General features: G+C 41.8%; 14 protein-coding genes. 6 read left to right on the top strand and 8 right to left on the bottom strand.

What is annotated here, in order from left to right; translation table 11 throughout:
* Positions 1–123: 123 nt before the first annotated feature.
* Positions 124–1,095: a hydroxymethylbilane synthase gene (gene hemC / locus LC605_RS03720; RefSeq protein WP_229546226.1), complete on the bottom strand. Its 972-nt coding sequence runs from the start codon at positions 1,093–1,095 to the stop codon at positions 124–126.
* A gap of 1,300 nt (positions 1,096–2,395) precedes the next feature.
* Positions 2,396–2,818 (bottom strand): lysozyme inhibitor LprI family protein, encoded by a 423-nt coding sequence (locus LC605_RS03715; protein WP_229546225.1) that lies wholly within the window; start codon positions 2,816–2,818, stop codon positions 2,396–2,398.
* An 870-nt stretch (positions 2,819–3,688) separates the two neighbouring features.
* On the opposite strand from LC605_RS03715, the gene crtR reads away from it, so the two are divergent.
* Complete coding sequence (gene crtR / locus LC605_RS03710) at positions 3,689–4,753, top strand: beta-carotene hydroxylase (RefSeq protein WP_229546224.1); 1,065 nt, start codon at positions 3,689–3,691, stop codon at positions 4,751–4,753.
* A 753-nt stretch (positions 4,754–5,506) separates the two neighbouring features.
* On the opposite strand, the gene LC605_RS03705 is transcribed toward crtR, so the two are convergent.
* On the bottom strand, positions 5,507–6,100 hold the full coding sequence (locus LC605_RS03705; protein WP_306426842.1) for a sterol desaturase family protein: 594 nt from the start codon (positions 6,098–6,100) through the stop codon (positions 5,507–5,509).
* A gap of 918 nt (positions 6,101–7,018) precedes the next feature.
* On the opposite strand from LC605_RS03705, the gene LC605_RS03700 reads away from it, so the two are divergent.
* Positions 7,019–7,990, top strand: coding sequence for a YegS/Rv2252/BmrU family lipid kinase (locus tag LC605_RS03700; protein WP_229546222.1), 972 nt, complete (start codon positions 7,019–7,021; stop codon positions 7,988–7,990).
* 262 nt (positions 7,991–8,252) lie between these two features.
* The gene (locus tag LC605_RS03695) at positions 8,253–9,815 is read left to right on the top strand and encodes a metallophosphoesterase (RefSeq protein ID WP_229546221.1); all 1,563 of its coding nucleotides are present in this window, start codon (positions 8,253–8,255) and stop codon (positions 9,813–9,815) included.
* Between the two features lie 63 nt (positions 9,816–9,878).
* Here the strand turns inward: LC605_RS03695 and LC605_RS03690 are convergent, their stop codons facing one another.
* From LC605_RS03690 to LC605_RS03670, 5 genes are all read right to left on the bottom strand, one after another.
* Entirely contained in the window at positions 9,879–10,391 is a 513-nt protein-coding gene (locus tag LC605_RS03690; RefSeq protein ID WP_229546220.1) for a hypothetical protein, read from the bottom strand.
* 205 nt (positions 10,392–10,596) lie between these two features.
* Positions 10,597–11,004: a hypothetical protein gene (locus LC605_RS03685; protein ID WP_229546219.1), complete on the bottom strand. Its 408-nt coding sequence runs from the start codon at positions 11,002–11,004 to the stop codon at positions 10,597–10,599.
* Between the two features lie 767 nt (positions 11,005–11,771).
* The gene (locus tag LC605_RS03680; protein WP_229546218.1) at positions 11,772–12,206 is read right to left on the bottom strand and encodes a CAAD domain-containing protein; all 435 of its coding nucleotides are present in this window, start codon (positions 12,204–12,206) and stop codon (positions 11,772–11,774) included.
* A gap of 574 nt (positions 12,207–12,780) precedes the next feature.
* Positions 12,781–13,242 (bottom strand): BON domain-containing protein, encoded by a 462-nt coding sequence (locus LC605_RS03675; protein WP_229546217.1) that lies wholly within the window; start codon positions 13,240–13,242, stop codon positions 12,781–12,783.
* 234 nt (positions 13,243–13,476) lie between these two features.
* Positions 13,477–14,781, bottom strand: a complete 1,305-nt coding sequence (locus LC605_RS03670) for a general stress protein (protein WP_229546216.1) — start codon at positions 14,779–14,781, stop codon at positions 13,477–13,479.
* Between the two features lie 575 nt (positions 14,782–15,356).
* Here LC605_RS03670 and LC605_RS03665 point away from each other — a divergent pair.
* The 3 genes from LC605_RS03665 (at position 15,357) to LC605_RS03655 (ending at position 22,762) form a co-directional block, all read left to right on the top strand.
* On the top strand, positions 15,357–18,479 hold the full coding sequence (locus tag LC605_RS03665; RefSeq protein ID WP_229546215.1) for an MFS transporter: 3,123 nt from the start codon (positions 15,357–15,359) through the stop codon (positions 18,477–18,479).
* 1,088 nt (positions 18,480–19,567) lie between these two features.
* Positions 19,568–20,599: a calcium-binding protein gene (locus LC605_RS03660; protein ID WP_229546214.1), complete on the top strand. Its 1,032-nt coding sequence runs from the start codon at positions 19,568–19,570 to the stop codon at positions 20,597–20,599.
* 1,158 nt (positions 20,600–21,757) lie between these two features.
* The gene (locus LC605_RS03655; RefSeq protein WP_229546213.1) at positions 21,758–22,762 is read left to right on the top strand and encodes a calcium-binding protein; all 1,005 of its coding nucleotides are present in this window, start codon (positions 21,758–21,760) and stop codon (positions 22,760–22,762) included.
* Positions 22,763–23,658: the final 896 nt, after the last annotated feature.

Raw genomic sequence — 23,658 nt, 5'->3', positions numbered from 1 at the left:
CTTTGCCCACAAGAGACGGAGCATGAACCAAAAAATTCTTTTAATCGAAAATCTCAAATTGCTACACATCTTTAGTGCAACAGCGATCAATTCTGATCTAATCACATCGGCTTGCCCAATTGCTTAGGAACCGCGCTGAATCACCGCAAAAATTTCTGATAAAATTTCTTGCGCTCCCTGTTCCCGCAACACTTGTGCTAGTTCTTGTCCTAGCGCTTCAGCGTTATTGGCAATGCCTGTGACGGTATCTTTTACAAACTTTTGACCATCTACACTGGCGACTATTCCTGTTAAGGTCAAATTATCACCAGCAATTTCCGTATTTACACCAATAGGTACTTGACATCCGCCCTCTAAAGAGCGTAGAAAAGATCGTTCGGCGAGACAGCGATCGCGTGTTTGCGGATGTTCGATGGCTTTGAGTAGAGATCGCAATTCACTATCATCACTCCGGCATTCTATTCCTAAAGCACCTTGTCCAACGGCGTGGAGGGAGATTTCTTTGGGTAGGATTTGATGAATGCGATTGCTCATTCCCAATCTCTCTAACCCTGCTGCTGCCAAAATTAGGGCATCATATTCGCCTGCATCCAGTTTTGCCAACCGTGTAATCAAGTTTCCCCGCACGTCCTTAAAGGTAAAGTGAGGGAAGTGATGGCGTAACTGTGCTAACCGCCGCAGTGAAGAAGTCCCGATTACCGCACCTTCTGGCAATGTATCAATTTGTTTATCTTTATGCTTTTCATGCACCACTAATGCATCTGCTGGATTTTCCCGTTCCGTAATTGCTGCTAATGTTAACCCTTCTGGTAAGTGAGTCGGCAGATCCTTGAGAGAATGAACTGCAAAGTCAATCTCCTGATTGAGCATTGCGAGTTCAAGTTCTTTAGTAAAAAGTCCTTTATCGCCAATCTTAGCTAATGCCACATCCAAGATTTTATCGCCTTGGGTAGACATGGTGTGGACTTCAAAAGTGATATCAGGAAATCTTTTCTTGAGTTGCTCTTGTACCCAGTAGGTCTGAACCAGAGCAAGTTGGCTTTTGCGTGAACCGATCCGAATAGTGCGTGGCGGACTAGAAACAACTGAAGTCATAAAACAATATATCAAAGGAGGCGATAAATTCACTCTGATCTAGACTACCGTAGTCAGGGACTCATGCGAATTTTGGGTTTAAGATTTGGGATTTGAGATTACAATTCTTTACCAAAAGCTCGTTTAAGGTAGGACTTACGCAAGTGTCACAAAAAATATAAAGCTTTTAGTTTGTAGTAAGGGCTTCAGCCCTGATTTTGAGGACTAAAGTCCTCACTACAAACTAAAAATAATATGCCAGTTGCGTAAGTCCTATAAGGAAATACTCCCTTCCCCCTACAAAATTACCTATTGATTTTCTCTCTTCCTTGGTGTCCTTGGCGTCCAACTCTTACGAGACGCTACGCGATGGCGGTTCGTAAAAAAAAATTAGGTAAGCTAAGTAAGTCGGTGAGAATAAATCAAACTAAATTAAGTAATGTAAAAAATCTTGATATTATTTTGTAGTCAGGGCTAACCTACGGGAACGCTCCGCGAACAGCCATCAAATAAGGACTAAAGTCCTCACTACAAACCTTTAATTATTTACGCCGCTCTAATTAATCGGCATTTAAGTTGCATAAAAGCAAGGGTGAAGCCCTGACTACAAGCGAATCATTCTGGAAAAATGAATGACGATTAGCTTATTCTTCTGGCGGGAATGGGGAAAAAGAATTTTCTAGGCGATCGCCTTGTTGGATTCAGCTAGTGGCGAACGTTGATAAGCTCGATGTATGTCTTTCGGAATGGCATAAGTAACGAGTCCTCACTATCCACCAAAGCGTCGATCAACTTTTGTAGTCCTTTACTAGGTAGCACAATCGACCACGCTAGTTTTTCGCGTTGATTGTAAACCTCACGGTCTAAGAGGACGTTTGGAAAGTCCTGTTGTTGGTAGCAAAACGTTATTTATCCCCCCTAACAAAGAGATAAATTGGGGGGAACCGGAATTAAAGCCCCCCAATTTATCTCTTTGTTGGGGGGATAAATAAGTGCCGAAAATCACAGCTAACTACTTTTCAAACATCCTCTAACAAGCGCTGTACGCATATCTGCACAAAGCCGAAATGCATCAGATATTGCTAACCCTCCAATAAAATCCCTGACTCTAAAACCTGTCTATTACATAGCAATACACTTGGGTTAAGCATTTCCTCCTTCTCCTTCTCTCTGTGTTCTCTGCGCCTGGAGTGGTTCGTAAAAAAAAGAGTTTCAGCCCTTTTGTGAACCGTATTGGTCTACATAGCAATACGCTTGGGTTAAGAGGTTGCTTAAAAAGTGTTTTAGTGTAACTTTAGGTACTTTTAGATCCCCTTTAACCTTAAGGGTCGGGTTTAAGATATTCTTGTAATTGTTGAGTACGTAGTTTTGTGATATTTGCCAGACAACTAAAATAAATGCTAGAGGCAATAGTTCCGCCCTCATATCTGCTTCTCTCAAACTCACAATTGGTATCACGAAACTTGATCCATGCCAGCTGTGCAGCGATCAATTTCTGTTTTCTAGACCTTTCTAATGTAGATTGCAATTGTTGATAAACTTGATTCAGTTTTTTATCTGCATTCTGAGCAGACAATTTCGTGCATTCATTAATTGCTGGTTGAGTTTGAGGATTATTGCAGTTCAGCTTTTGAACTAAGCGCATCTCAGATAAATCAGGGGTTGTGCCTGCTATTGTCATAGCGGGTGTATCTAAACTGCTGAGGGTTAGTATACTTGCCAAAAGTAGTAATAATCGACCCATAGTATAATTTTTATTATTAAGTATGATAATTTGATATTTTAGGTAGCGTTTAACTCAGAATCAGAGTAGTTTGTCAAGCTATTGTTGAGGTTTTGTCGTCGCCACTAAAGTGTTTATAAGATCAGGGCTAAAGTCCTGACTATAAAAGTATCTTACCTATCAATTTAAACTTGACAGAGTAGTAGAAAGTGGTATGCTCCACAAATAAGTATTATGCTTGGGGCCAAGGTTTCTATGTTCCGCCTACCAAGACACTCCGGCAATGGAGTTTTGGTTAAAACAAGAAGACGCCAACTGCACGGAATTAAAAGGGGGAAAGCGATCGCTAGTATATATACTTATTGGAACCACCAGGAAAACGGATGATATTTTTATCTAAGCAAATAAAATATACATTTTTGTTATAAGTTATGATATTTCTGCTGAAAGCATCTTTATTATAAGTCAAATTACGACAAAACTCTTGCCTTTCTCATTCAAATAACTGTATTGTTTATATTGTTGAAAGTTGTTTTTCACAAAAACAATAACAAAGCATAATTTCAGCACCCCGCAAAAAGCATTGTCTTGGCAAATCGATAAATGTCGATATAAACCAAAATATGTATGCAGTCGTTGCTGCCATTACAAGTAACAGGACTAACTCCAGAAATGAAAAATCAAATATTTTGTTGATGTGTGTAGTGTAGCAAGGAATTCAAAATTGGCCCTATCCTCTATCTTTATACACGCCATACCTAATCTTAACAGAGAGGAGTATGGCTAAATTTTCAGGGTTTCATCTCTCTAATCGTGGCAAGAAATCTATTCTGTGCTGGCTGAGTTTGGGATTTCAAGCCCATTTTATCAACGAATCACGACCAGAAAATTATGACCTCTGTAGATCCTAATTTTTTTGACATCCCGGACAAAAGCCTAATCATCATCGACCCAGCCGTTGATGACTATACAAAGCTAAATGCCAACAACTTGGAAGTCATCTTTGAAGACGTAGTAAATACAAAAGTAAGAACGGTAACTTCAGAAGCACATAAGCTGCTGAAAGTTCCACCTAAAGAATTGTTAGCGCCTCCTGGTGATTTCAATCCGACACTACTACTGTTTTTTGCATCTGTGACAGTGTTGGTGTTATCTCACTGTGGTTACTGGCTTTGGCAATGGCCAGACTGGCTATGTTTTAGTTTTAACACTATTGCCTTGCATTGTGCTGGGACAGTAATTCATGATGCTTGTCACCAATCTGCCCACCGCAATCGAGTAATTAATGCCATGCTAGGTCATGGTAGCGCCCTGATGCTAGGGTTTGTTTTCCCAGTGTTTACGCGAGTACATTTGCAGCATCATGCTCATGTCAACGATCCCAAAGATGACCCAGATCATTTTGTTTCTACAGGTGGGCCGCTGTGGCTGATTGCATTTCGATTTTTGTCCCACGAGGTGTTTTTCTTTCGACGGCGACTATGGCGTAAATATGAACTATTAGAATGGTTTATTAGCCGCTTAATTGTTGTTGCAATTGTTTATATCTCAGTTCAATATCATTTTTTAATGTACGTTCTCAATTTTTGGGTTGTACCTTCTGGTATAGTGGGATTAATACTGGGACTATTTTTTGACTATTTGCCCCATCGTCCTTTTATTGAACGCGATCGCTGGAAAAATGCTCGTGTATACCCCAGCCCAATTCTGAATATCCTGATTTTAGGACAGAACTACCATTTAATTCATCATTTATGGACTTGTATTCCCTGGTACAAATATCAGTCTACATACTATGTGATGAAGCCTTTATTAGATGAAAAAGGCTGTTATCAAACTTCAGGTTTACTGCAAAAGAAAGATTTTTTAGACTTTATTTACGACATCTTTGTAGGAATTCGGTTTGACCATCAAAAAACTAAAAATCAAAAGGAATCACAAAGTCGTGAGTTGTGAGTAAGCAGGGTAAGCGCATCTAATTTGGTAGCTTTTGATAGAGACAAAAAGCTGAAAGCTCTATCTAAATATCAACTTTTCATTCAAAATAGGACGAATTGTCGTAAATGATTGAAAAAACATGGTTCAAATAGTTTTTTATGTTTTTTGACCATATAAAGACAAAAATGTCAATCCTGCCCCTTGGCTCAGTGTAGTAATTTTGAACTTATCGTAAGTTAAAGGGTTTAAGACCCCTACATTTATATGTAGCAACCATTTCAGTCGGGGTTTAAATCCCCGTCTGAAATGTCTAAAATGTTTGAATTTTGAATTTTGAATTGTGCTTTGGGTGAACCCCAAAACAACCGTTTCAATAGGGTTTGAGATGCGCTTACCCTGAGTTTACTTCCAAATGACTAATGACTCATATTGACACTCTCCGACCTAAAGGCGCGGAGATTCTTAAGACCTCACGGCCAAAATATCCTGTTTACACAGGTTCCCAGGCTCACTACGTTTGCCCCACAGGGCGCAGTGATATCTCCTCAAGGTTTTTCGGGCGTAGACTTTCCCCCAGTCCGGGGGTAGGTTTTTAAATCTTGTACTGATTGAGTTATTCTAACATGGCTGAGTCCTAAAGGACTCAATTAGCCTTCTCCCAAGGGGAGACGCAAGCGCGAACATCACGCAGCCTGAAGTACGGAATACGCAACTACGTTGCTGTTCCTCAAGGGTTTTCGGCATATTTTCTATAAATTAAAACTCCCTTGTTTAGGTTTTGTTTTCATAATTAGGGTCTTCAGTACCAAGCAGTTTGTCCCAGAAGGTAAAATACAAACCGTAGTGTACTTTATATTTGTGATGATGCATCGAATGATGGGTAGAACCTATAAGCCACCTTCCAATCCAGTAACTCTTAGATGACGAGGGAAATACCTGAAATCCCAAATGGGTAAACACTGCCCATAGTGTCATCGTTATAAGTGCGGCAACTAAGGTGATAAAATGCAACGGAACTATGAAGCTTACACCTACAAAAAAAAGTCCTTGGACGATCGCCTCTGGCAAATCGAATGCAGAAGAACTCCAGGGCGTCGGTTCTCCTGAACGGTGGTGTCCATAATGCATCCATTTAAAAATCAGAGGCTGGTGAAATATCCGATGGATAAAATAAAAGTACGTATCTTGAAGAACTAGCACCGCAATAAAGCTAACTAATAAATACCACAGTCCATACTTGTATAGATCAGTGTATAACAGTGTTGCTCCCAAACTATATGCAAAGATGATAAACGCTCCACAAATAGCAAAAACCACTGCGGAGAGTACCGATAATTCAATATCCTTTTTAATGGAACAACTCATTAACGGTTTTAAATGCAAACTATTGTTAGCGAGAGACTTCCCCAGAACTAAATAAAAAAGCAAGTATGCTCCCCCAGCGATCAGAAAGTATCGGCCAAGAGTGATACCGAAGAAGAAAAAGAAATAATACCAAAATGAGTGGTTCGCCAATTAGACCCATCCGTAATACTAAAGTACGTTTTAACGGACTATAACCTTTTCTCAGTAGTCTTTAGACTACTTTCGCTATTAGACTCAGAATTAATTATGAGGCAAGCTGGATGAGAATGAAATAGCCCTGGTTGTCCCACAGGCTTTTTATCCCTCCACCCCCCTACCGTGTATACACAAGTCGGTAGACCTCTCCCCAAACCCCTCTCCGATGCGGAGAGGGGCTTTGAAGATTGACTCCCCAACCCTGGTAGGGAAGGGGCTGTTCTTGTTAGGTCTGAGAGCGCTTTGAGCAGAATAAGTGAGATGATCTTTTGCATTGTGTATAGATATGTATATACCACCGTAAGTAGGTTGGCGCAATTAAAGTTAACTGGCGAAGGCTGTCATTGGTCATTGGTCATTTGTCATTAGTAAAGGTTTTAAGCTTATTTATGTTTCGTAACATACTTGCTTTTTTTCGCACCAATGCAAGTAAGTCAGCAACAATAAATCCAACTATATTACGAAACGTAAATGCACCTTAAACCCTTATAAATGAATAAGTACAAGTGACAATTGACAGCCTTAGCCAGTTAGCTTTATTTGCGTCGCTTTACTTACTTAGCTGAAAAGAGGGGGATCTTAAAAGCCTCTTTTTAACGGAGTTGACGGATATATTAAAGATATCTAGATAACTCAGCCCTAAGAGCAAGGTTGGAAATTTACAGGAATGCTAAGAATAATTTGGTATCTTCATTAATCATCCAAGCTTAATTGTTATCCCTTATGAATCGTTTTGCCTGTCTCATCTTCAATCCTGTTGCGGGTCAGGGCAACCCAGATATAGAACTGGCAGAAATTCGGGCAATATTAGAGCCAGAAATTGACTTAGATATTTATCTCACAACTGAAGAAATCGACGCCGACCAACTGGCCTATGCAGCAGTAGAGCGAGGAGTAGATGCAATCATCGCTTCTGGGGGAGATGGCACCCTCTCGGCGGCGGCGGCGGCTGTAGTGGGTACTGATATCTCATTTGGGATCATTTCTCGAGGCACAGCAAACGCTTTTGCCACAGCTTTAGGAATTCCTGACACGATCGCAGATGCGTGTCAGACAATTTTACAAGGAGGAACCCGTCATGTAGACGTAGCCTATTGTAACGATCAGCCAATGGTACTGTTGGCAGGTATTGGCTTTGAAGCTGAAACTGTAGAATTGGCAGACCGCGAAGCCAAGAATCGCTTTGGGATGATGGCTTACATCTTGGCAGGAATCCAGCAATTAAGAAACTTAAAAAATTTTGATGTTGAAATTGAAACAGAAGACAGGATTATTAAAACTAGTGCCTGTGCGGTGACAGTAGCAAATGCTGCGCCTCCCACTTCGGTCTTGGCTCAGGGCCCAGCAGGTCTGATTTATGATGATGGGTTACTAGATTTAACGATTGTAGCTCCAGCTAACAAGGCAGGAGCGATCGCAGCGACATTTCATCTATTTCAAACGGCTTCTACGGGTAACGCCGTAGAACGGGATGATATTGGCTTTCTACGAGCCAAACAATTTAAAATTACGACTGAGCCACCGCAAAAGGTTGTTATAGATGGTGAAATAGTGGGCACAACACCAGTAGAAATTAAGTGTGTTCCAGCAGGTTTGAGAATTTTTGTGCCATTAGTAGAAGAAATTGAGCCTACGGAAAAACTAGAGGGACTCCCTAATTTGACTATTGAGATGAAAGACACAGTGGGAGAATAAGGGCATGGGACATGGGGCAGAGGCAGGGCTATTTCATTTTAGACATAAACCGCCAGGAACTGAAGTTCCTGGCTCATAGCTAAAATCCGTTTTAACGGACTAGAACCTTTTCTCAGTCGTCTTGAGACGACTTTCGCTATAAGAGAGGTGAATTCATTCTGAGGCGGGCTAGATGAGAATGAAATAGCCGTGGGACAGAGGAGAGACTTGCTCTAATTTTTCCTCTGCTCCCCTTCAATTGAAGATTCAGGAGTAGGTTGCATTGAAACTTGTATCTGATCCAGCGATCGCTAACAAAATTCGTAAAATGAATCAGCGAGTCCGATGGCAAGATCCGTTAATTATGGAACGGAACATCGATCAAACTCGGCTGGTGTTGGAGGATGGTCAAACAGACAATTCTGAGTTCTCATTTTTAGTTGTAGGTGATAGTGGTTCGGGCAAGCATCGGGGACACGATCCTCAGCGACGGGTGGCTGAACTGATGCTACCCCATCACAAGGAATCCCGTTTTATGCTGCATACCGGGGATGTGATCTATTTAGTGGGGTCGAGTGAATACTACCAGCAGAACTTTATCCAGCCCTACCGAGAGTTTATCTTGGGCGGTGAGCATCCCCAACAGATTGCATATAACCAAATGATTTTTACGCTGCCCATTTTACCTGTGCCAGGAAATCACGATTACTATAACTTGCCAATTTTATTGAGCTTGGCGTCCCTAACAACATTACCCATTCGTCGCCTGTTGCGATCGCGCTTAGACTTAGATGTGGGCTTGCATGGCTCAGGAACTGGTGGCGCTTACGCACGGGCTTTTCTCGACTATCTTCAGGCGTTTCAGCTTCCCGGAGAGTTAGCCAGTCACTTAGATCAGTACTACACAGCTAAGACAGACACAGGTCGTTGTCTTGCTTATGAACCTGGGCAGTTTACCCGCCTTCCCAATCGCTACTACACTTTTCGCTATGGCGGGATTGATTTCTTTGCCCTGGACTCTAATACATTTAACGATCCACCACCCCTACCTAAAACAAAAAAAGGTGACGCTGATCGCAGAGTCTTAGAAAAACGTCGTGAAGATTTAGAGCAAGAAAAGCTGCAAATCATTGAAACCTCAGCCAAACTTCGTCCCGAAAACCCCAGCGAAGCCGACCAATTAGACGACTTCCACGCCAAGGTGTCACAAATTGAAGAAATTATTGTTGATATCGATAAGCAATTAGCCACTAATAAAACAACGCTAACTGATATCGAACAACTAGACTGGCTCAAACAAAGATTAATCGGATCTTGGAATAATTCTGAGGTTCGAGGAAGGGTGATTTATTTCCATCATCCTCCCTATGTAACTGAGGCGACAAAGTGGCAACAAGCACAAACACTGATCATTCGCGATCGCCTCCGTGGTGTGTTGGATGCAGTAGCTAAAGAAATAGGTTCTCTAACTCAGGGCCGTCCTTTAGTTGATTTGGTATTAAACGGTCACGCGCACTGCTTAGAACACCTTGAGACAATGGATACGGGACACGCTGATTCTGGCATCCACTGGATTGTTTGTGGTGGTAGCGGGTTTAGTTTGCGACGCCAGCGAACTGAGGGAGCAGATTTGATGGAGACCTTTGGGAATGAAAATAGGCTAGTGGCGCGATCGCATCTCTTCATTGGTCGCAACGGTGAAGGTTTTCACAAACGACGACCTTATTCAGGTTTACGCATTGATGTTAAAGGCAATGGACAACCTAAGTTTATTGTCCGTCCTTTGGTTGCCGAATGGTATCAACGGCAATGGCATAATCGAGAAATTGAGCCATTGATCATTTAGTACTTTTTCAAAACCCTTTAATTTACGATAAAATATCACCTAGCTATTGAGCCGGCACCGAAATCAAGATTGTGAAATTGACTCGGAACTAACAAAGATCGTTGGAATGGCCATCACCATCAACATTACTAAGTTAGCAACCCAAAACAACACAACAACGCCAAAACCCACCAATGTCAAATAGGAAAATTTTAATTGCGTGAATCCATCCAGCAGTTGCCATAACCGAAAAGCTGTGTAGAAAAAACCAATGGGTACAACAATACTTGATACCAACCAGCGACTAAAGACACGTTCAATTATGAGTTGCACGGCTACTATCAATAGGTAACTCCCCCAGAATACCCATGAAGATGGTTGCCTCCAAGCCAGAACTAACAAGCAACTTGGTAACAAAACTCCAGCAATCAAGGCTAACTTGACCCACCATCGCAGAAATTGCCATTGCTTCTCACTAAACCCAATTTCTACCGTAAAGGGTAAACGTCGAGCTTTCACACCAAAACCATAGCCAATAGCTAGCAGGGTTGTAATCAGAATAAAAAGCGTAAGAATCAATCCATTATTAACTACCATCTGCTCTTACACCTAACACACTTATTCTACGAGTACCAATTTTCATACCCCTAGTTTAATCTGCCTCTAACATCCTCCCCCACACCAGATCCCAATCCGGGCATAATATCATCTATACAGATAGAGACGCAATCATTGCGTCTCTAAAAACCACTTATTTTACCTTGTTATATGTAATTACATCGAGAAAAAGAATAATTGTGAATTAAATTATTCCTGGCCCTCTACCCCGGTTGTCACCCTTTTCTGTCAACTTACCTTCTTCGTCTTGATTAATTTCTGCGAGTTCTTCAACACGTTGAGCGGTATCATCTGCTGCTTCTTTGCGTGCATCGCCCGGTTCTTCGTAGTACATTTCCGGTTCAACTGCATAGTTATTTAACAAACCTTCTTTGTCCACAGTATAGCCGTCAGTGGTGCGTATACTTTCTGGATCAGTTTGGTCATCGGTAGGTGCATCTGCTTCCCTTTCTTCTGTAGGGAGTGTTTTATAGTTATTTCCTTCTCTTTCCATCCGAGCAGCTGTTTCTGCTGGGATAATGCCGCGATCGTATGTATCTACTTCGGCTCGATCAGATGAATCTATACCTTTCTTAACTGCTTCGTTAGCCATAATTTATGTCCTCGTTAAAGAATCTATTAAATAACTTCAAGAACTAGATTAGGTCGTTTTTTATCTCCGGGCTACCATCTTAAGAAGTGATTTAAAATTAAAATAATGTTATGTTCTCTATCTTTTGATGTATTCAAAAGACTAAGATTAAGGGCACAGCAATGCTCATTGGTGTCAACTTAACGTGAAACCCCTGTCAAGGAAGGTAGGCAAACTCACGCCGCAGTTTTACTAGTACAATGTCTAAGTTAGTTTTGAGGGTTTGTAGTAAGCAGTTTACTGCTTAGGAAATAAGGACTTCAGTCCTGACTACGGGGAGCATCCCGATTTTGCTTAAATCTTTTCCCTCACCCCCAGCCCCTCTCCCATGTTTGGGAGAGGGGAGACGTAATTCTAGTTCCCCGAATCCCAAACATGGGATTCGGGGTTAGAGGATTTGACAATTCAGGTTATCTGGAAAACCTCACTTCTATTTCTCTCTTCCTTTAAGGAGAGAGACTTTGAATTTCCCCCTTCCCGATGCGGGAAGGGGGTTAGGTTTCAATACGCTTGGGTTAAGCCCAAAAAATAAAAATGTGTAGGTTGGGTTGAGGAACGAAACCCAACCTACAACGGGCGTTTATTGCTAACACTAAAGTTCAACCCAACCTACAATTATCCTTAACTCAAGTGTATTGGGTTAGGTTTTTAGTGGACTTTTCCACATGACCTGAATTGTCAGGTTTATTTACGCCTTGCTGTACTACTTTAATAGTTGGTTGAGAGATTTATTCGCCCACAAGTTGGTTTTTCAGAAATTCAATTTCATCGGCTAATTCTTGCCGAGTAGAAGCCTTGAGTAGATAACGGAAAATGAACCAACTGGCATAACCGATTCCAACTAACTCAAAGAGCGGTGATAATAGTGGAATATCATTGATTGCATTCAGTACTGCTAGTACTAGCTTAGCTGTAAAAATCGCCGCAAAAATTAAAGCAACAGTTGTTAAAGGCTGTTTATAGTCCTTAAAAAATCTGCCTAAGTATTCAGGTAATCGCTCCAAAATCTGAGAAATTTGTCTGCTAGTTTGCTGCCATTGAGATTCTGGTTCAGCTGCTGGTGCTAACCTTGGCAAGTTTGTAGTATCTGCACCTTCAAGTGCTAGCGTACCTTGTGATAAGGAGGTATTGATGAATTCACGTTGCTGTTGTTCGGTTTCCATAGTTTTCATTTTCGGGAAGTACAAAGAGCTTGTATAGGAATCCTATTTGATTACTGATTCACTCGCAGAAAGAGAAACAGGGAAGAAGGTTACTGAGTTTTCTCCAAAAATCGAATATCATTCCTATATAACTTAACTGAGCATCAATCAGGGCTATTTCATTCTCATCTAGCCCGCCTCAGAATCAATTCTGAGTCTAATAGGGAAAGTAGTCTTTAGACTACTGAGAAAAGGTTATAGTCCGTTTTAACGCAATAGGGTTCACAAAAAAAAGGGCTGAAACTCTTTTTTTTTTACGAACCACAGGGGCGCAGAGAACACAGAGAGAAGGAGGAAATGCTTAACTGAACTGTATTGCGTTTTAACGGACTTTAGCTATGAGCCAGGAATTTCAGTTCCGGGTGGTTTATGTCTAGAATGAAATAGCCCTGGATCATCAATAAATCTAATTGTTAAGGTCTTCAGTTGTCAATTATTAGTAGTCAGTAATAGGTAGAACTGACCACTAAAAATCAGCAGGAACATCTCGGTCTATTTACGTCTACCTACTCCCTTGGATTTGTTGTTAGCCGTTTTAGTTTTTTGGCGCGGCAACAACTGCTTTAACAACTACAGTTTTGACACCTTTAATTTCCTTAGATAAAGGTTCAATCTTAGCCAATTCCTTGTCATTATTGACAGTTCCTCCGACAGTGACAGTCCCATCGTCTACGGCATCAACTGTTAGTTGACCCTTGGGTATATTAGCCTCTAACTTAGAGCGAACTTGACTTGCTAAGTCACCTGCATCTCTTATTGTATCGCCACCAGTAACATTATTGCGCTGCTCGCGGGCGCGAATATCCTCGTTTAGTTGTCTTCTGCGAAGTTCACTTTGTGCGTCTTCTTGAGAAGCTTGTGTTGTTTGTACAGTGGGAGCTTGGGGAGCTTCATTAGGATTATTGGGTGCAGATTCGCTTGTTTTAGAAGCGTTATCACAAGCAGCAACGCCAAAAACTAGAAGGCAGCTAATTAAGAAGGGGGTTAGCTTTTGCATATGTTTAATTCTGAATCGGAAAGTCAAATTTGTTGATATTTACGGCAGAAGTGAGGAGCAAAGTTTTCAACTTCTTAATCCTGCAATTTTGGAGAATTATAGGACTTACGGAAAATCGTGAAAAAACGAACCGCAAAGGCGAGTGCGTCTCCCCCTGGGAGAAGTACGCCAAGTAGGCCAAGAAATAAGAGTTGCAGAGAGTTTTTGCGTAGTCCTGAATTAATCTACCTTGGCTTAGAGTGTTTCATCACGACGGTCAACAATGACTACAGCAGGCTCGTTTCCATAAGACTCTGTTGAGTAATTGGTGCGATCGCTATTAGCAATTGGTGTGTTGTGATTGGTTACTCGGTTCAAATCTGGGCGATGTTCACCTAAATCAGTGGCATCATAGATATCAAATTCTTCAATGCCTCGACGTTTGAGAATCGCTTCAGCTTGGTGGATTTCGGCTTCCGTACCATCGATCATTACTAAGTAGTCGCCTCTTTGAAAGCGATCGCTATATACTTGCGCTCTGTGTTCGGGAATTCCCAAGCCAACGAGTGCGCCAACAATGCTCCCAGCTGCTGCACCGATCGCACCACCAGCCAATGTTGTCGCCAAAGCTGTTGCGACTGCGCCACCTGCAATCACCGGCCCAACTCCCGGAATCGCTAAACTTCCAAGACCAACTAATAAGCCAGTCAAGCCGCCTAGAACTCCGCCTGTAGCTGCTCCAGCTTTTGCACCATCGTCTGCTTTGTTTCCGATACCGACGTTTCTATCTACATCTACACCAGCCATCCCATGACCGTCTGTATCCTTAGCAATGATGGAAACTCTACTTAAGGGAAAACCTGCATCTCGCAATTCTGTAAGTGCTGCTTCCGCATCTCGGCGATGAGAAAATACGCCAATTGCTCGTCTAGCAACACCACTATCAGCCGCAGTTGGAGTCACATAACCGGTGGTAGTAGGAGTTGGAGTGACATAATCAGCATTTGTATTTCTCCCATCTGGGTTGTCGTAAATGCCAAACTCTTCCACACCCTGGCGATTTAAAATTTCTTCTGCTCTAGCAATTTCTGTATCTGTGCCATCTAGGATGACTAAATAGTGTCCTCGTCTGACGCGTTCGTCGTAAACTCTGGCTCGTTCTTCGGGAATTCCTAAACCAATCAATGCACCAAGCAAACTACCAGCTACCGCACCAATACCCGCTCCAGCCAAGGTGGTCGCTAAAGTAGTTGCTGCGGCTCCCGCTAGCATAATTGGCCCGATTCCAGGAATTGCCAAAGTTCCAAGACCAACTAATAAGCCAGTTAATCCACCCAAAGCACCGCCTGTAGCTGCTCCGACTTTAGCCCCTTCGTCGGATTTATCACCGACGCGATCGCGCACATCAGCGCCGGCAATATCCTCTTTGTCTCCATCCTCTGTAATCACAGAGACTCTATCCATGTCAAAACCGACATTTTTTAGTTCATGTAGGGCATTTTCAACATCTCGACGATTAGAAAATACACCTACACCACGTTTATGTACATTTACAACCATTATTCTTTCTCCTCAGCAGCAATTCTTTAATTACTAATTCATAGCTCGTACATAACATTTATTAAGACATGATTTGATTTAGTTTTCATCAATCCCTTGGAGTAAATTTTCTCTCTATCATTAGACAGAGGTGGCTTGTTCTAAAGTTACGAACAAATCGTAATCGACAAACAAATTATTTTTGAAAATTAGATATTAGTTATTCAAGGCAATACTGCGCAGGTTTTGGCAAAAAAATAAAAAATCTTCCCTCTCTCTCTCTTATCTCTGTGCCCTCTGCGTCTCTGCGGTTCGTTAAAGAAAAAGAGTTTTAGCTTTAAGTGAACCCTATTGCGTTTTCACGGACTTTAGCTATGAGCCAGGAACTTCAGTTCCGGGTGGTTTATATCTAGAATGAAATGGTTACATTATTTTATTTAGAAAAAAATAGAGAAATCTTTCTTCTTGGCAAAATACGACTTTTGGCAAACAAATTTATTACCTAAGAAAGTGCCAGATGACATAAATGATCACTAAATTGATGAGTAAGCCATTTTCTAAATGGCTACTTAATTTAGTACAAGTGAGAAAATCCTATGTTTCAAGGTTTTTTAACTATTGAGGGATGGAACTGGCTGCATTTTGGATTAGCGCCAATAACTTTAGCTCAGGAAGTACTAACTCCAGAAGAAGCATCAGTTCTCTTTTCTGGCCCTAAATTCTTGGTAGCACTGGTAGCTGGGGTTTTAATGGCATTTGCCTTTCAATTGTTATTTACAAACTTTTCACTCGCTGTGGGAATTTCATCTTGGGAAATTGACTCCGATTCTGATGATGAGTCAGAAAGTTTCGGTAGCAAAATTCGCGAAGTTCAAGCCCAAGTTGGTTCTTGGGCGTTGATAACCGCTAGCATTGCATTATTTATTGCTTGTTTTCTCGCGGTAAAACTTAGCTTAATCGAAAGTGCATTTCTCGGAGCAATTATCGGTGTAGTCATCTGGTCTACCTATTTCTCACTGGTAATTTGGTTGGGTTCATCGGCGGTAGGTTCTTTAATTGGTTCTATCGCTAATACTGTCACTTCTGGTTTTCAATCTCTGATGGGTACAGCAAGTGCTGGTATCGGCGCTAATGCTGCGAAAAAACAGTTAATTTCTACTGCTGAAGATATTACAGCCGCAGTCCGGCGGGAATTAACTTCAGGTTTTGATTCTGAAGGTATTAGAAATACGCTTCAAAGTTCTTTAGGTTCTCTGCAATTACCAAAGCTGGATCTCAAAGAAATTCGTAATCAATTTGAGCAAGTTCTGAAAGATACAGATTTGCAATCTGTTGCTAACAGCGACCTATTGCAAAACGTTAATCGCCAAACCTTTGTTGATTTAATCAGCAGTCGCGCAGATTTATCTCAAGAAGATATTAATCGGATTGCTGACCAATTTCAAGATGTTTGGCAACAAGCTTTGAATCGCAAAAATCCCACAGAACAAGTAATCAATTTACTTAAGTCTGCTACTCCTGAAGAACTGAATTCTGAGCAATTGGGTGAACGACTTCAAGAACTGGTTACAGTGGGAAGTGGTAATGGGAATGGTGTAATCAAGCAAGCTATTCGATATGGCTTGAGTGCTGCTGCACCAGCAGTTCTGGAACGGGTCAACCTTTCTAATATCGATGTGAACAAAATTACAACTCAGTTGCAAAAGCTGAAAGAAAAAGTTCAAGATGTCGATGTTGAGCAAATCACAGCACAACTGCAAAAGCTTAGAGAGAAAGCAACTGAGCAAGTATCCGCAAAATTACCAATATCACTGGAAAATACAATTAAGTCAGATGTAGAAGACTACATCTTAAATTCATTCCCTTGGCATTTTAACCGAATTACCCTAGTAGATGAATTTAAAGAAGTCATCTATGACGTAAATGCAGATCCGACAACGGTGAGAGGGGAGTTAGAAGAAATCAATCAAGAGTATTTTACCAACTTGCTGAAGCAACGGGGTGATATCAGCGAAGCCAGGGTGAAAGAAATTGCGGAACAAATGGAAAGCGATCGCCTGGAAGTTTTAGAAACTGTAAAACAGGCTCAAACGCGAGAAAAAGGGCAAGATTTCCGCACTCGCATCGAAGATTATCTCCGTTCGACGGGGAAAGAAGAACTCAATCCTGAAGGTATTGAACGAGACTTTGCGAAGTTGGTGGAAGATCCCCAAGCTGGCTTTGAAGATTTAAGTAGCCGTTTTGGACAATTTGACCGCGATACTTTTGTCCAATTGCTCCAACAGCGTCAAGATATCAGCGAAGAGGAAGCTAATAATATTGTTAGTCAACTCGAACGCAACCGTGATCATATCTTAAATCGGGCTAGAGAACTGCAAGAACAAGCAAAAGCGAAAGCCGATGAACTCCGTCAAAGAGTTGAAGACTATCTACGGAACACTAACAAAGACGAACTCAATCCCGAAGCTATCAAACGTGAGTTTAAAGTTTTGCTAGACGATCCGCAAGCTGGAATTAGCCTTTTACGATCGCGCTTATCGCAATTTAATCGCGATACACTGGTACAATTGCTCAGTCAGCGTCAAGATTTGAGCCAAGAACAGGTAAACCAAATTCTCGACCAACTAGAAGCAGTGCGAGATAGTATTTTACAAGTACCCCAACAAGCGAAAGAACAGTACGAAAAAACTACAAAAGCGATCGCCGAATATCTCCGCAATACCAACCTAGAAGAACTTAATCCTGAAGGTATCAGGAAGGATTTGGAAAAATTACTCGATGATCCTAAAGCCGGGGCCTTAGCATTACGCGATCGCTTATCTCAGGTCGATCGAGAAACCTTAGTTAAACTGGTGAGTCAACGGGGAGACTTGAGCCAAGAGCAAGTTAATCAAATTATAGATCGCGCCCAAGATGCGATTGGTGATATTGTGAGAGCGCCACGACGTTTAGCCAAGCGGACTGCTCAACAAGCATTAGATTTTGAAGCCAATCTCGAAGAATATCTGCGTAACACTAACAAAGAAGAACTCAACCCCGAAGGAATCAAACGCGATTTACAATTACTCTTGTCTTCTCCCCGCGCTGGAATTGGGAATTTGAGCGATCGCGCCTCGAAATTTGACCGTTCAACAATTGTGGCCCTGTTATCCCAACGCCAGGATATCTCAGAAGAAGAAGCAAACCGAATTGTGGATCAAATTGATTCTGTTCGCACTTCCATTCTTGAACAATTCCAGCAGATTCAGCAAAGAGTGCAATCAGTGTTAGATGGGGTTTTTGCCAAAGTTCGCAACTATCTCAACTCGTTGGATCGTTCCGAACTCAACTATGAAGGAATTAAGCAAGACTTTGCGAAAGTGTTCGACGACCCCCAAGCCGGATTTGAAGCATTGCGCGATCGCCTCAGTCAATTTGATCGTGACACCTTAGTTGCTGTCATCAGTTCTCGTGAGGATATTTCTCAAGAGGATGCTAATCGAATTATCGACCAAATAGAATCGGCGCGGGATGGTGTACTGCAACGAGCCGAACGCATCCAACAAGAAACCCAAAAACGCCTGAAAGCGATCCAAGAGCAAGCTAAAAAACAAGCCAAAGAAACCAAAAAAACCGTTGCAAATGCTGCTTGGTGGTTATTTGGCACAGCATTGACTTCCCTTTGTGCTAGTGCGATCGCAGGTGCGATCGCGGTTACTGGCATAACTCTACCAGGGTGAAATATCCCCGTCATTAAAAATTTTGACAAAATACCAAGTGGTATAGCCATTTTCAATCCGGTGAGCTACAAGTATGCAAATAGACCTAACCCCCAACCCGTTGCGGGAAGGAGGAAATTCAAAGTCTCTCTCCTTTTAGGAGAGAGATTTAGAGAGAGGTTTTCCAGACGTTGGGGTTTCTACCTTAGAGGTTGTTTGAAAAGTATTGGGCGAATAGAATTCGCTACTACACAAACTCTCGTCCACCTCCGTGGACTAAAAGAAAATTAAGGTTTTTAACCTGCGTAGGCAGGTTTTGTTTGTGTAGCCGCGACTTCTAGTCGCCCGGTTAGTAATAAATTAGACTTTTCAAACATCCTCTGGCTCTGTCTTGCCTAAGATCTGGCCTATAGTGTATTGCACCCACGCTATCTAACCACAACCATAGCCTGATCACGAATAATTTACAGTATTAATACTTAATAATATTACCATGACTGGTAATTAATATTGAATTATTTATATAATACATTTTGAAGTGCAAGATATGGCATATAAATGAAAAAAACCTTACCTAAACAGAGGTTTCAGGCTTTCTGCTGGCGATAGTAATAATTATTCTTTCTTATACATAGAAAAAAGTACGCTTGAGGGTTATATCATAGTTTTGTGATTCAGAATAAAGTTAGAAAGTCCTAAGACCTATGCAATTCGGTAGGAGAAAATCTGCTTGTTCTCTAGCAGCCTACTACTAGAAGCAGTGAACACATAGGGCACAAGGATAAAACATGACTATTGGCACAAGTTTGATGCCAAGATCATAAATGCATCCACAGCTTCTCAAATCTTCTGAGATTTTCAGACTTAACATTCTTAACATTAAAGAAGTGTTTTAATCAAGTCTGGTTCAGTAACCTTTTGGCACTCGTTAAATTCTCCACCTTGTGTTCTCGGCGTTGCTTAATGAAAGTATGAAATTCAAAAATTCAATACTTGAAACAGTTTCTTTTCATCGGAACCAAATTCATGCTCTTAATTAGCAATGCCGTTTTCTGATGTGGAAGTGACGAGGTAATTTTTTCCCCTCTAAGTTTAGGAGATACTCATTAATGGCAACCTTTAACGGTCAGAACTCCAGTGACGTTATCAACGCTGGTAGTGGCAACGATATCATTAACGGTAACGGCGGCAGCGATGTGATTAACGCTGGCAGTGGCAACGATAGCGTTAACGGCGGTACTGGCAGCGATGTGATTAACGCTGGCAGTGGCAACGATACCGTTAGCGGCGGTAGTGACAACGATGTGATTAACGCTGGTGATGGCAGCGATCGCGTTAACGGTGATAGTGGCAACGATGTGATTAATGCTGGTAGTGGCAACGATACCGTTAGCGGCGGTAGTAACAACGATGTGATTAACGCTGGTGATGGCAACGACACACTTGCCGGCGATGATGGCAACGACACACTTGCTGGCAGTAGTGGCAACGATACACTCGTTGGCGGTGATGGCAACGATATCCTCATTGGCGGTACTGACAGCAGTATCGTCGTTGGTTCCACTGCGAGTAATTCCATTGTTATCAATGGTTCCAGTGTTGTCAGTACTTCCATTGGTAACACTGGAGGAGATATCTTCATTAACGGAGTTAAGATTGATCCCAGTAGTTTCACTGGAGAATCAAATATCGTCATTGGCAGTAATGGGGCTACTTCCACTATTGTCACCGGAGGATCAGATGTCGATGGCAACGATATTCTCACTGGCGGTAATGGCAATGACACACTCGTTGGCAGTCGTGGAACTGATACTCTGACTGGAGGATCAGGCAACGATGTTTTCAAGTTCAACTCAGTTTCAGACAGTCGTACTGGTGTTTCACGAGATATTATCACTGACTTTGTTGGAAACGGTAACTCGCCAGGTGACAGAATCGATCTATCTACTATCGACGCCAAATCCACTATCGGGGGTAACCAAGCCTTCACTTACATTGGGTCTAGCCCATTCTCCGCAGCCGGTCAGATCCGTTATTCAGGAGGCATTCTCCAAGGTAACACTAATGCGAATCTGTCGGCTGACTTTGAGATTCAGCTTACAGGAACACCACAACTAGTGGTAAGCGACATTATCCTCTAATAGACCTGCCTTGAAAATAAGGCAGAACGCAAAATTCTGATAATTAAAATAGTCGCAGGGAGAGGTAAGTTTAGCTTACCTCTCTTTTTTATAGTGATTATTACTTTTTTTACTCAGCACTCCTTACTCAGCGCTGTTTTGTATTATAATTGTAATACAAACCGCGAAGCACTGAACATTTGTGATATTTTAAAAACACCTTACTTTTGTCAATTAGTAATCATACTGTAAATTTAGAAAAATGCAAATATCAAGTTAACCATTGTACTGAAAATATGGGGCAAGAATGAATGAAGCGTATCAATATTAAGCCTTAGCGGAGCTTAACGTACCCCTGCGGGGAAGCAAGCTACGCATAGCGTCTCGTAGAGAAGTTGTCACCTACCCAAAAATTGTGTTGCCAACCCCGATTTCAGCAAAATTTTAAGTACTATTGCTTATGGATAAATTGTATATGACCTTAAACTCTCACGAATGGGCACAGAAGGAAAAAAGATGTCCGAAAATTTGAGGGGTGAAATTGTGACAAAAAGGGTGCAGTGATAGTACTGGTCAATAAGACTTTTAACTTATTGGCAATTACTTCCTTGTACATAACTACAGAAACCACCAAACAAATCTCAATATGTGAAACCTTTGTTCCAATAAGGGTTGTGCTGAGAGGAAAAAAAGATTGTTAATTATTCTTTGTTATTAGATTGAAAAAAATCGGGTTGATTGTAGTATGATATTCTTGTGACTCTGAATACAGTCATATGTTCTAAGACCTGTGCAATTGCGTAGGAAAAAATCTGCTTGTTCCCTAGCAGTCTACTACTGGAATCAGTGAAGACATAAAGCACAAGGATATAGCATGACTCTTGGCATCAAAATTGTACCAAGAGTCATGCTATATCCAGTGCTTCTCAAATCTTCAGAGTTAACAGCAAAGACCTGTTTGAATTAGGCGTGGTTCAGTTACCTTTTTCCACTCGTTATTTCTCCACCTTGTGTCCTCGGCGTTGCTAAATGAAAGTGTGAAATTCAAAAATTCAATTTTTGAAACTGTTTCCTTTGCGCCTTTGGGAGGAACCAAATTGAATTAATCAGCAACGCCCTTTTCTGATGTGGAAGTGACGAGGTAATTTTTTTACCCTCTAAATTCAGGAGAAACTCACTATGGCAACCCCAACCGCAGATGAAATCAAAGCCGCAGCTGCAATCAAAGCCGCAGATGCAAGCAAAGCCGCAGCTGCAATCAAAGCCGCAGCTGAAATCACAATCACAAGCCCAATCACAACCACAACCACAAGCCCAATCACAACCACAACCACAAGCCCAATCACAACCACAAGCCCAATCACAACCACAACCACAAGCCCAATCACAACCACAACCACAAGCCCAATTACAACCACAACCACAACCACAACCACAAGCCCAACCACAACCACAACCACAAGCCCAATCACAACCACAACCCCAAGCATCCCTTCCGGTTCGACGACTATTAGTAGTGGTGGCAAAGATACCTTTCTCGGTGGTAAAGGCAACGATCGCTTTGTTGCCGGTAAAGGCAACGATCTTCTTAAGGGTGGAGGTGGCAACGATACCCTTATTGGCGGTGCTGGCAACGATGTCGTTGACGGCGGTGATGGCAACGATTTCCTTGACGGCGGTGATGGCAAAGATAAGCTAACTGGTGGTGCTGGCAATGATATCCTCACTGGCGGTGCTGGCGACCATTTCCTTGACGGCGGTGCTGGCAACGATGTCCTTGACGGCGGTGCTGGCAAAGATAACCTTATTGGCGGTGCTGGCAATGATATCCTCACTGGCGGTGCTGGCAATGATATCCTCACTGGCGGTGCTGGCAACGATGTTTTCAAGTTCAACTCAGTTTCAGATAGTCCTACTGGTGTTTTACGGGATGTTATCACTGACTTTGTTGGAAACGCTAACTCGCCAGGTGACAGAATCGATCTGTCTACCATCGACGCCAACTCCACTATCAAGGACAACCAAGCCTTCACTTACATTGGGTCTAGCCCATTCTCCGCAGCCGGACAGATCCGTTATTCAGGAGGTATTCTCGAAGGTAATACCGATAAGAACCTGTCGGCAGACTTTGAGATTCAGCTTGCAGGAATACCACAACTAGTGGTAAGCAACATCATCCTTTGATTTAACGGGTCGCAGAAGTCCCCATTTTCAAGGTATTCCTAAGATGGGGATTGTGAATAGTCCTGCCTTATTTTTAAGGCTGACAATTCAGGTCATGTGGAAAGGTCAACGAAAAGCCTAACCCTCTAACCCCCTTCCCGACACGGGCAGGGGGAAAATTCAAAGTCTCTCTCCTTTTAGGAGAGAGACTTTGAAGTGAGGTTTTCCACATACCGTGAAAAGTCAGATTTTTAAGGCAGGACAAATAATTCTGATAATTAAACAGTTGCGGGGAGAGGCAAGCTAAACTTACCTCTCCCTTTTACATTGATTTATGTACTTAGGCACATTGACAAAATGCACTGGGCTTTAACCTGTCAAGGATCGATGGGTGAGTAACACATTAAATACCAAAAAATCATGTTTTATACCAAGTTGCCAAAGTTAGTCTTGTTTATAATCAAGGTATGTGCTGGGCTGACTTTTAAGCAAAAAATAGCATCAAACACAACTTGGTATTGCCAACAAAATCGCTCAGATTTGCTGAAACCTCAAGATTAAGATTGGTAGTCATCCAAAACACTGTTAATTAGCAACAAAAGGACAACTGAAGAAATGGCGAATTACCAATGCTTGCTCATGTTTGCTCTCACGGCATATATATGATACAATCATGTAACATAAATAAACTACAAACTATGAGACATGGGGGGAAAAAGATGTCAGAGAATTTGAAAAGCCAAATTGTGATGCAATGGGTGCAGTGTATAGCACTGCTCAACAAGGCTTTTAACTGATTGGTAATTACTCGATTATATAAGAACCCTACTTGAATTTTGCTCAGGATACTGACAATGAAAGCTTTGTATATCAAGCCTCTAGGCAGCTTAGTTGTTCAAAAATAAAATAGGAGTCCT

It is taken from the genome of Nostoc sp. CHAB 5836 (genome assembly GCF_020829445.1).
In the GTDB taxonomy this organism is placed as follows: Bacteria; Cyanobacteriota; Cyanobacteriia; order Cyanobacteriales; family Nostocaceae; genus Nostoc.
This window is presented reverse-complemented; position numbering and strand designations above follow the sequence as displayed.

What these genes read in the sequence shown, in the direction of transcription:
- LC605_RS03665 (WP_229546215.1), top strand. Translation starts at nt 15,357, where the DNA reads ATGTTTCAAGGTTTTTTAACTATTGAGGGATGGAACTGGCTGCATTTT.
- LC605_RS03675 (WP_229546217.1), bottom strand. Translation starts at nt 13,242, where the DNA reads ATGCAAAAGCTAACCCCCTTCTTAATTAGCTGCCTTCTAGTTTTTGGC.
- LC605_RS03680 (WP_229546218.1), bottom strand. Translation starts at nt 12,206, where the DNA reads ATGGAAACCGAACAACAGCAACGTGAATTCATCAATACCTCCTTATCA.
- LC605_RS03705 (WP_306426842.1), bottom strand. Translation starts at nt 6,100, where the DNA reads ATGAGTTGTTCCATTAAAAAGGATATTGAATTATCGGTACTCTCCGCA.
- LC605_RS03670 (WP_229546216.1), bottom strand. Translation starts at nt 14,781, where the DNA reads ATGGTTGTAAATGTACATAAACGTGGTGTAGGTGTATTTTCTAATCGT.
- LC605_RS03690 (WP_229546220.1), bottom strand. Translation starts at nt 10,391, where the DNA reads ATGGTAGTTAATAATGGATTGATTCTTACGCTTTTTATTCTGATTACA.
- LC605_RS03715 (WP_229546225.1), bottom strand. Translation starts at nt 2,818, where the DNA reads ATGGGTCGATTATTACTACTTTTGGCAAGTATACTAACCCTCAGCAGT.
- LC605_RS03655 (WP_229546213.1), top strand. Translation starts at nt 21,758, where the DNA reads ATGGCAACCCCAACCGCAGATGAAATCAAAGCCGCAGCTGCAATCAAA.
- LC605_RS03660 (WP_229546214.1), top strand. Translation starts at nt 19,568, where the DNA reads ATGGCAACCTTTAACGGTCAGAACTCCAGTGACGTTATCAACGCTGGT.
- LC605_RS03685 (WP_229546219.1), bottom strand. Translation starts at nt 11,004, where the DNA reads ATGGCTAACGAAGCAGTTAAGAAAGGTATAGATTCATCTGATCGAGCC.
- crtR (WP_229546224.1), top strand. Translation starts at nt 3,689, where the DNA reads ATGACCTCTGTAGATCCTAATTTTTTTGACATCCCGGACAAAAGCCTA.
- LC605_RS03700 (WP_229546222.1), top strand. Translation starts at nt 7,019, where the DNA reads ATGAATCGTTTTGCCTGTCTCATCTTCAATCCTGTTGCGGGTCAGGGC.
- hemC (WP_229546226.1), bottom strand. Translation starts at nt 1,095, where the DNA reads ATGACTTCAGTTGTTTCTAGTCCGCCACGCACTATTCGGATCGGTTCA.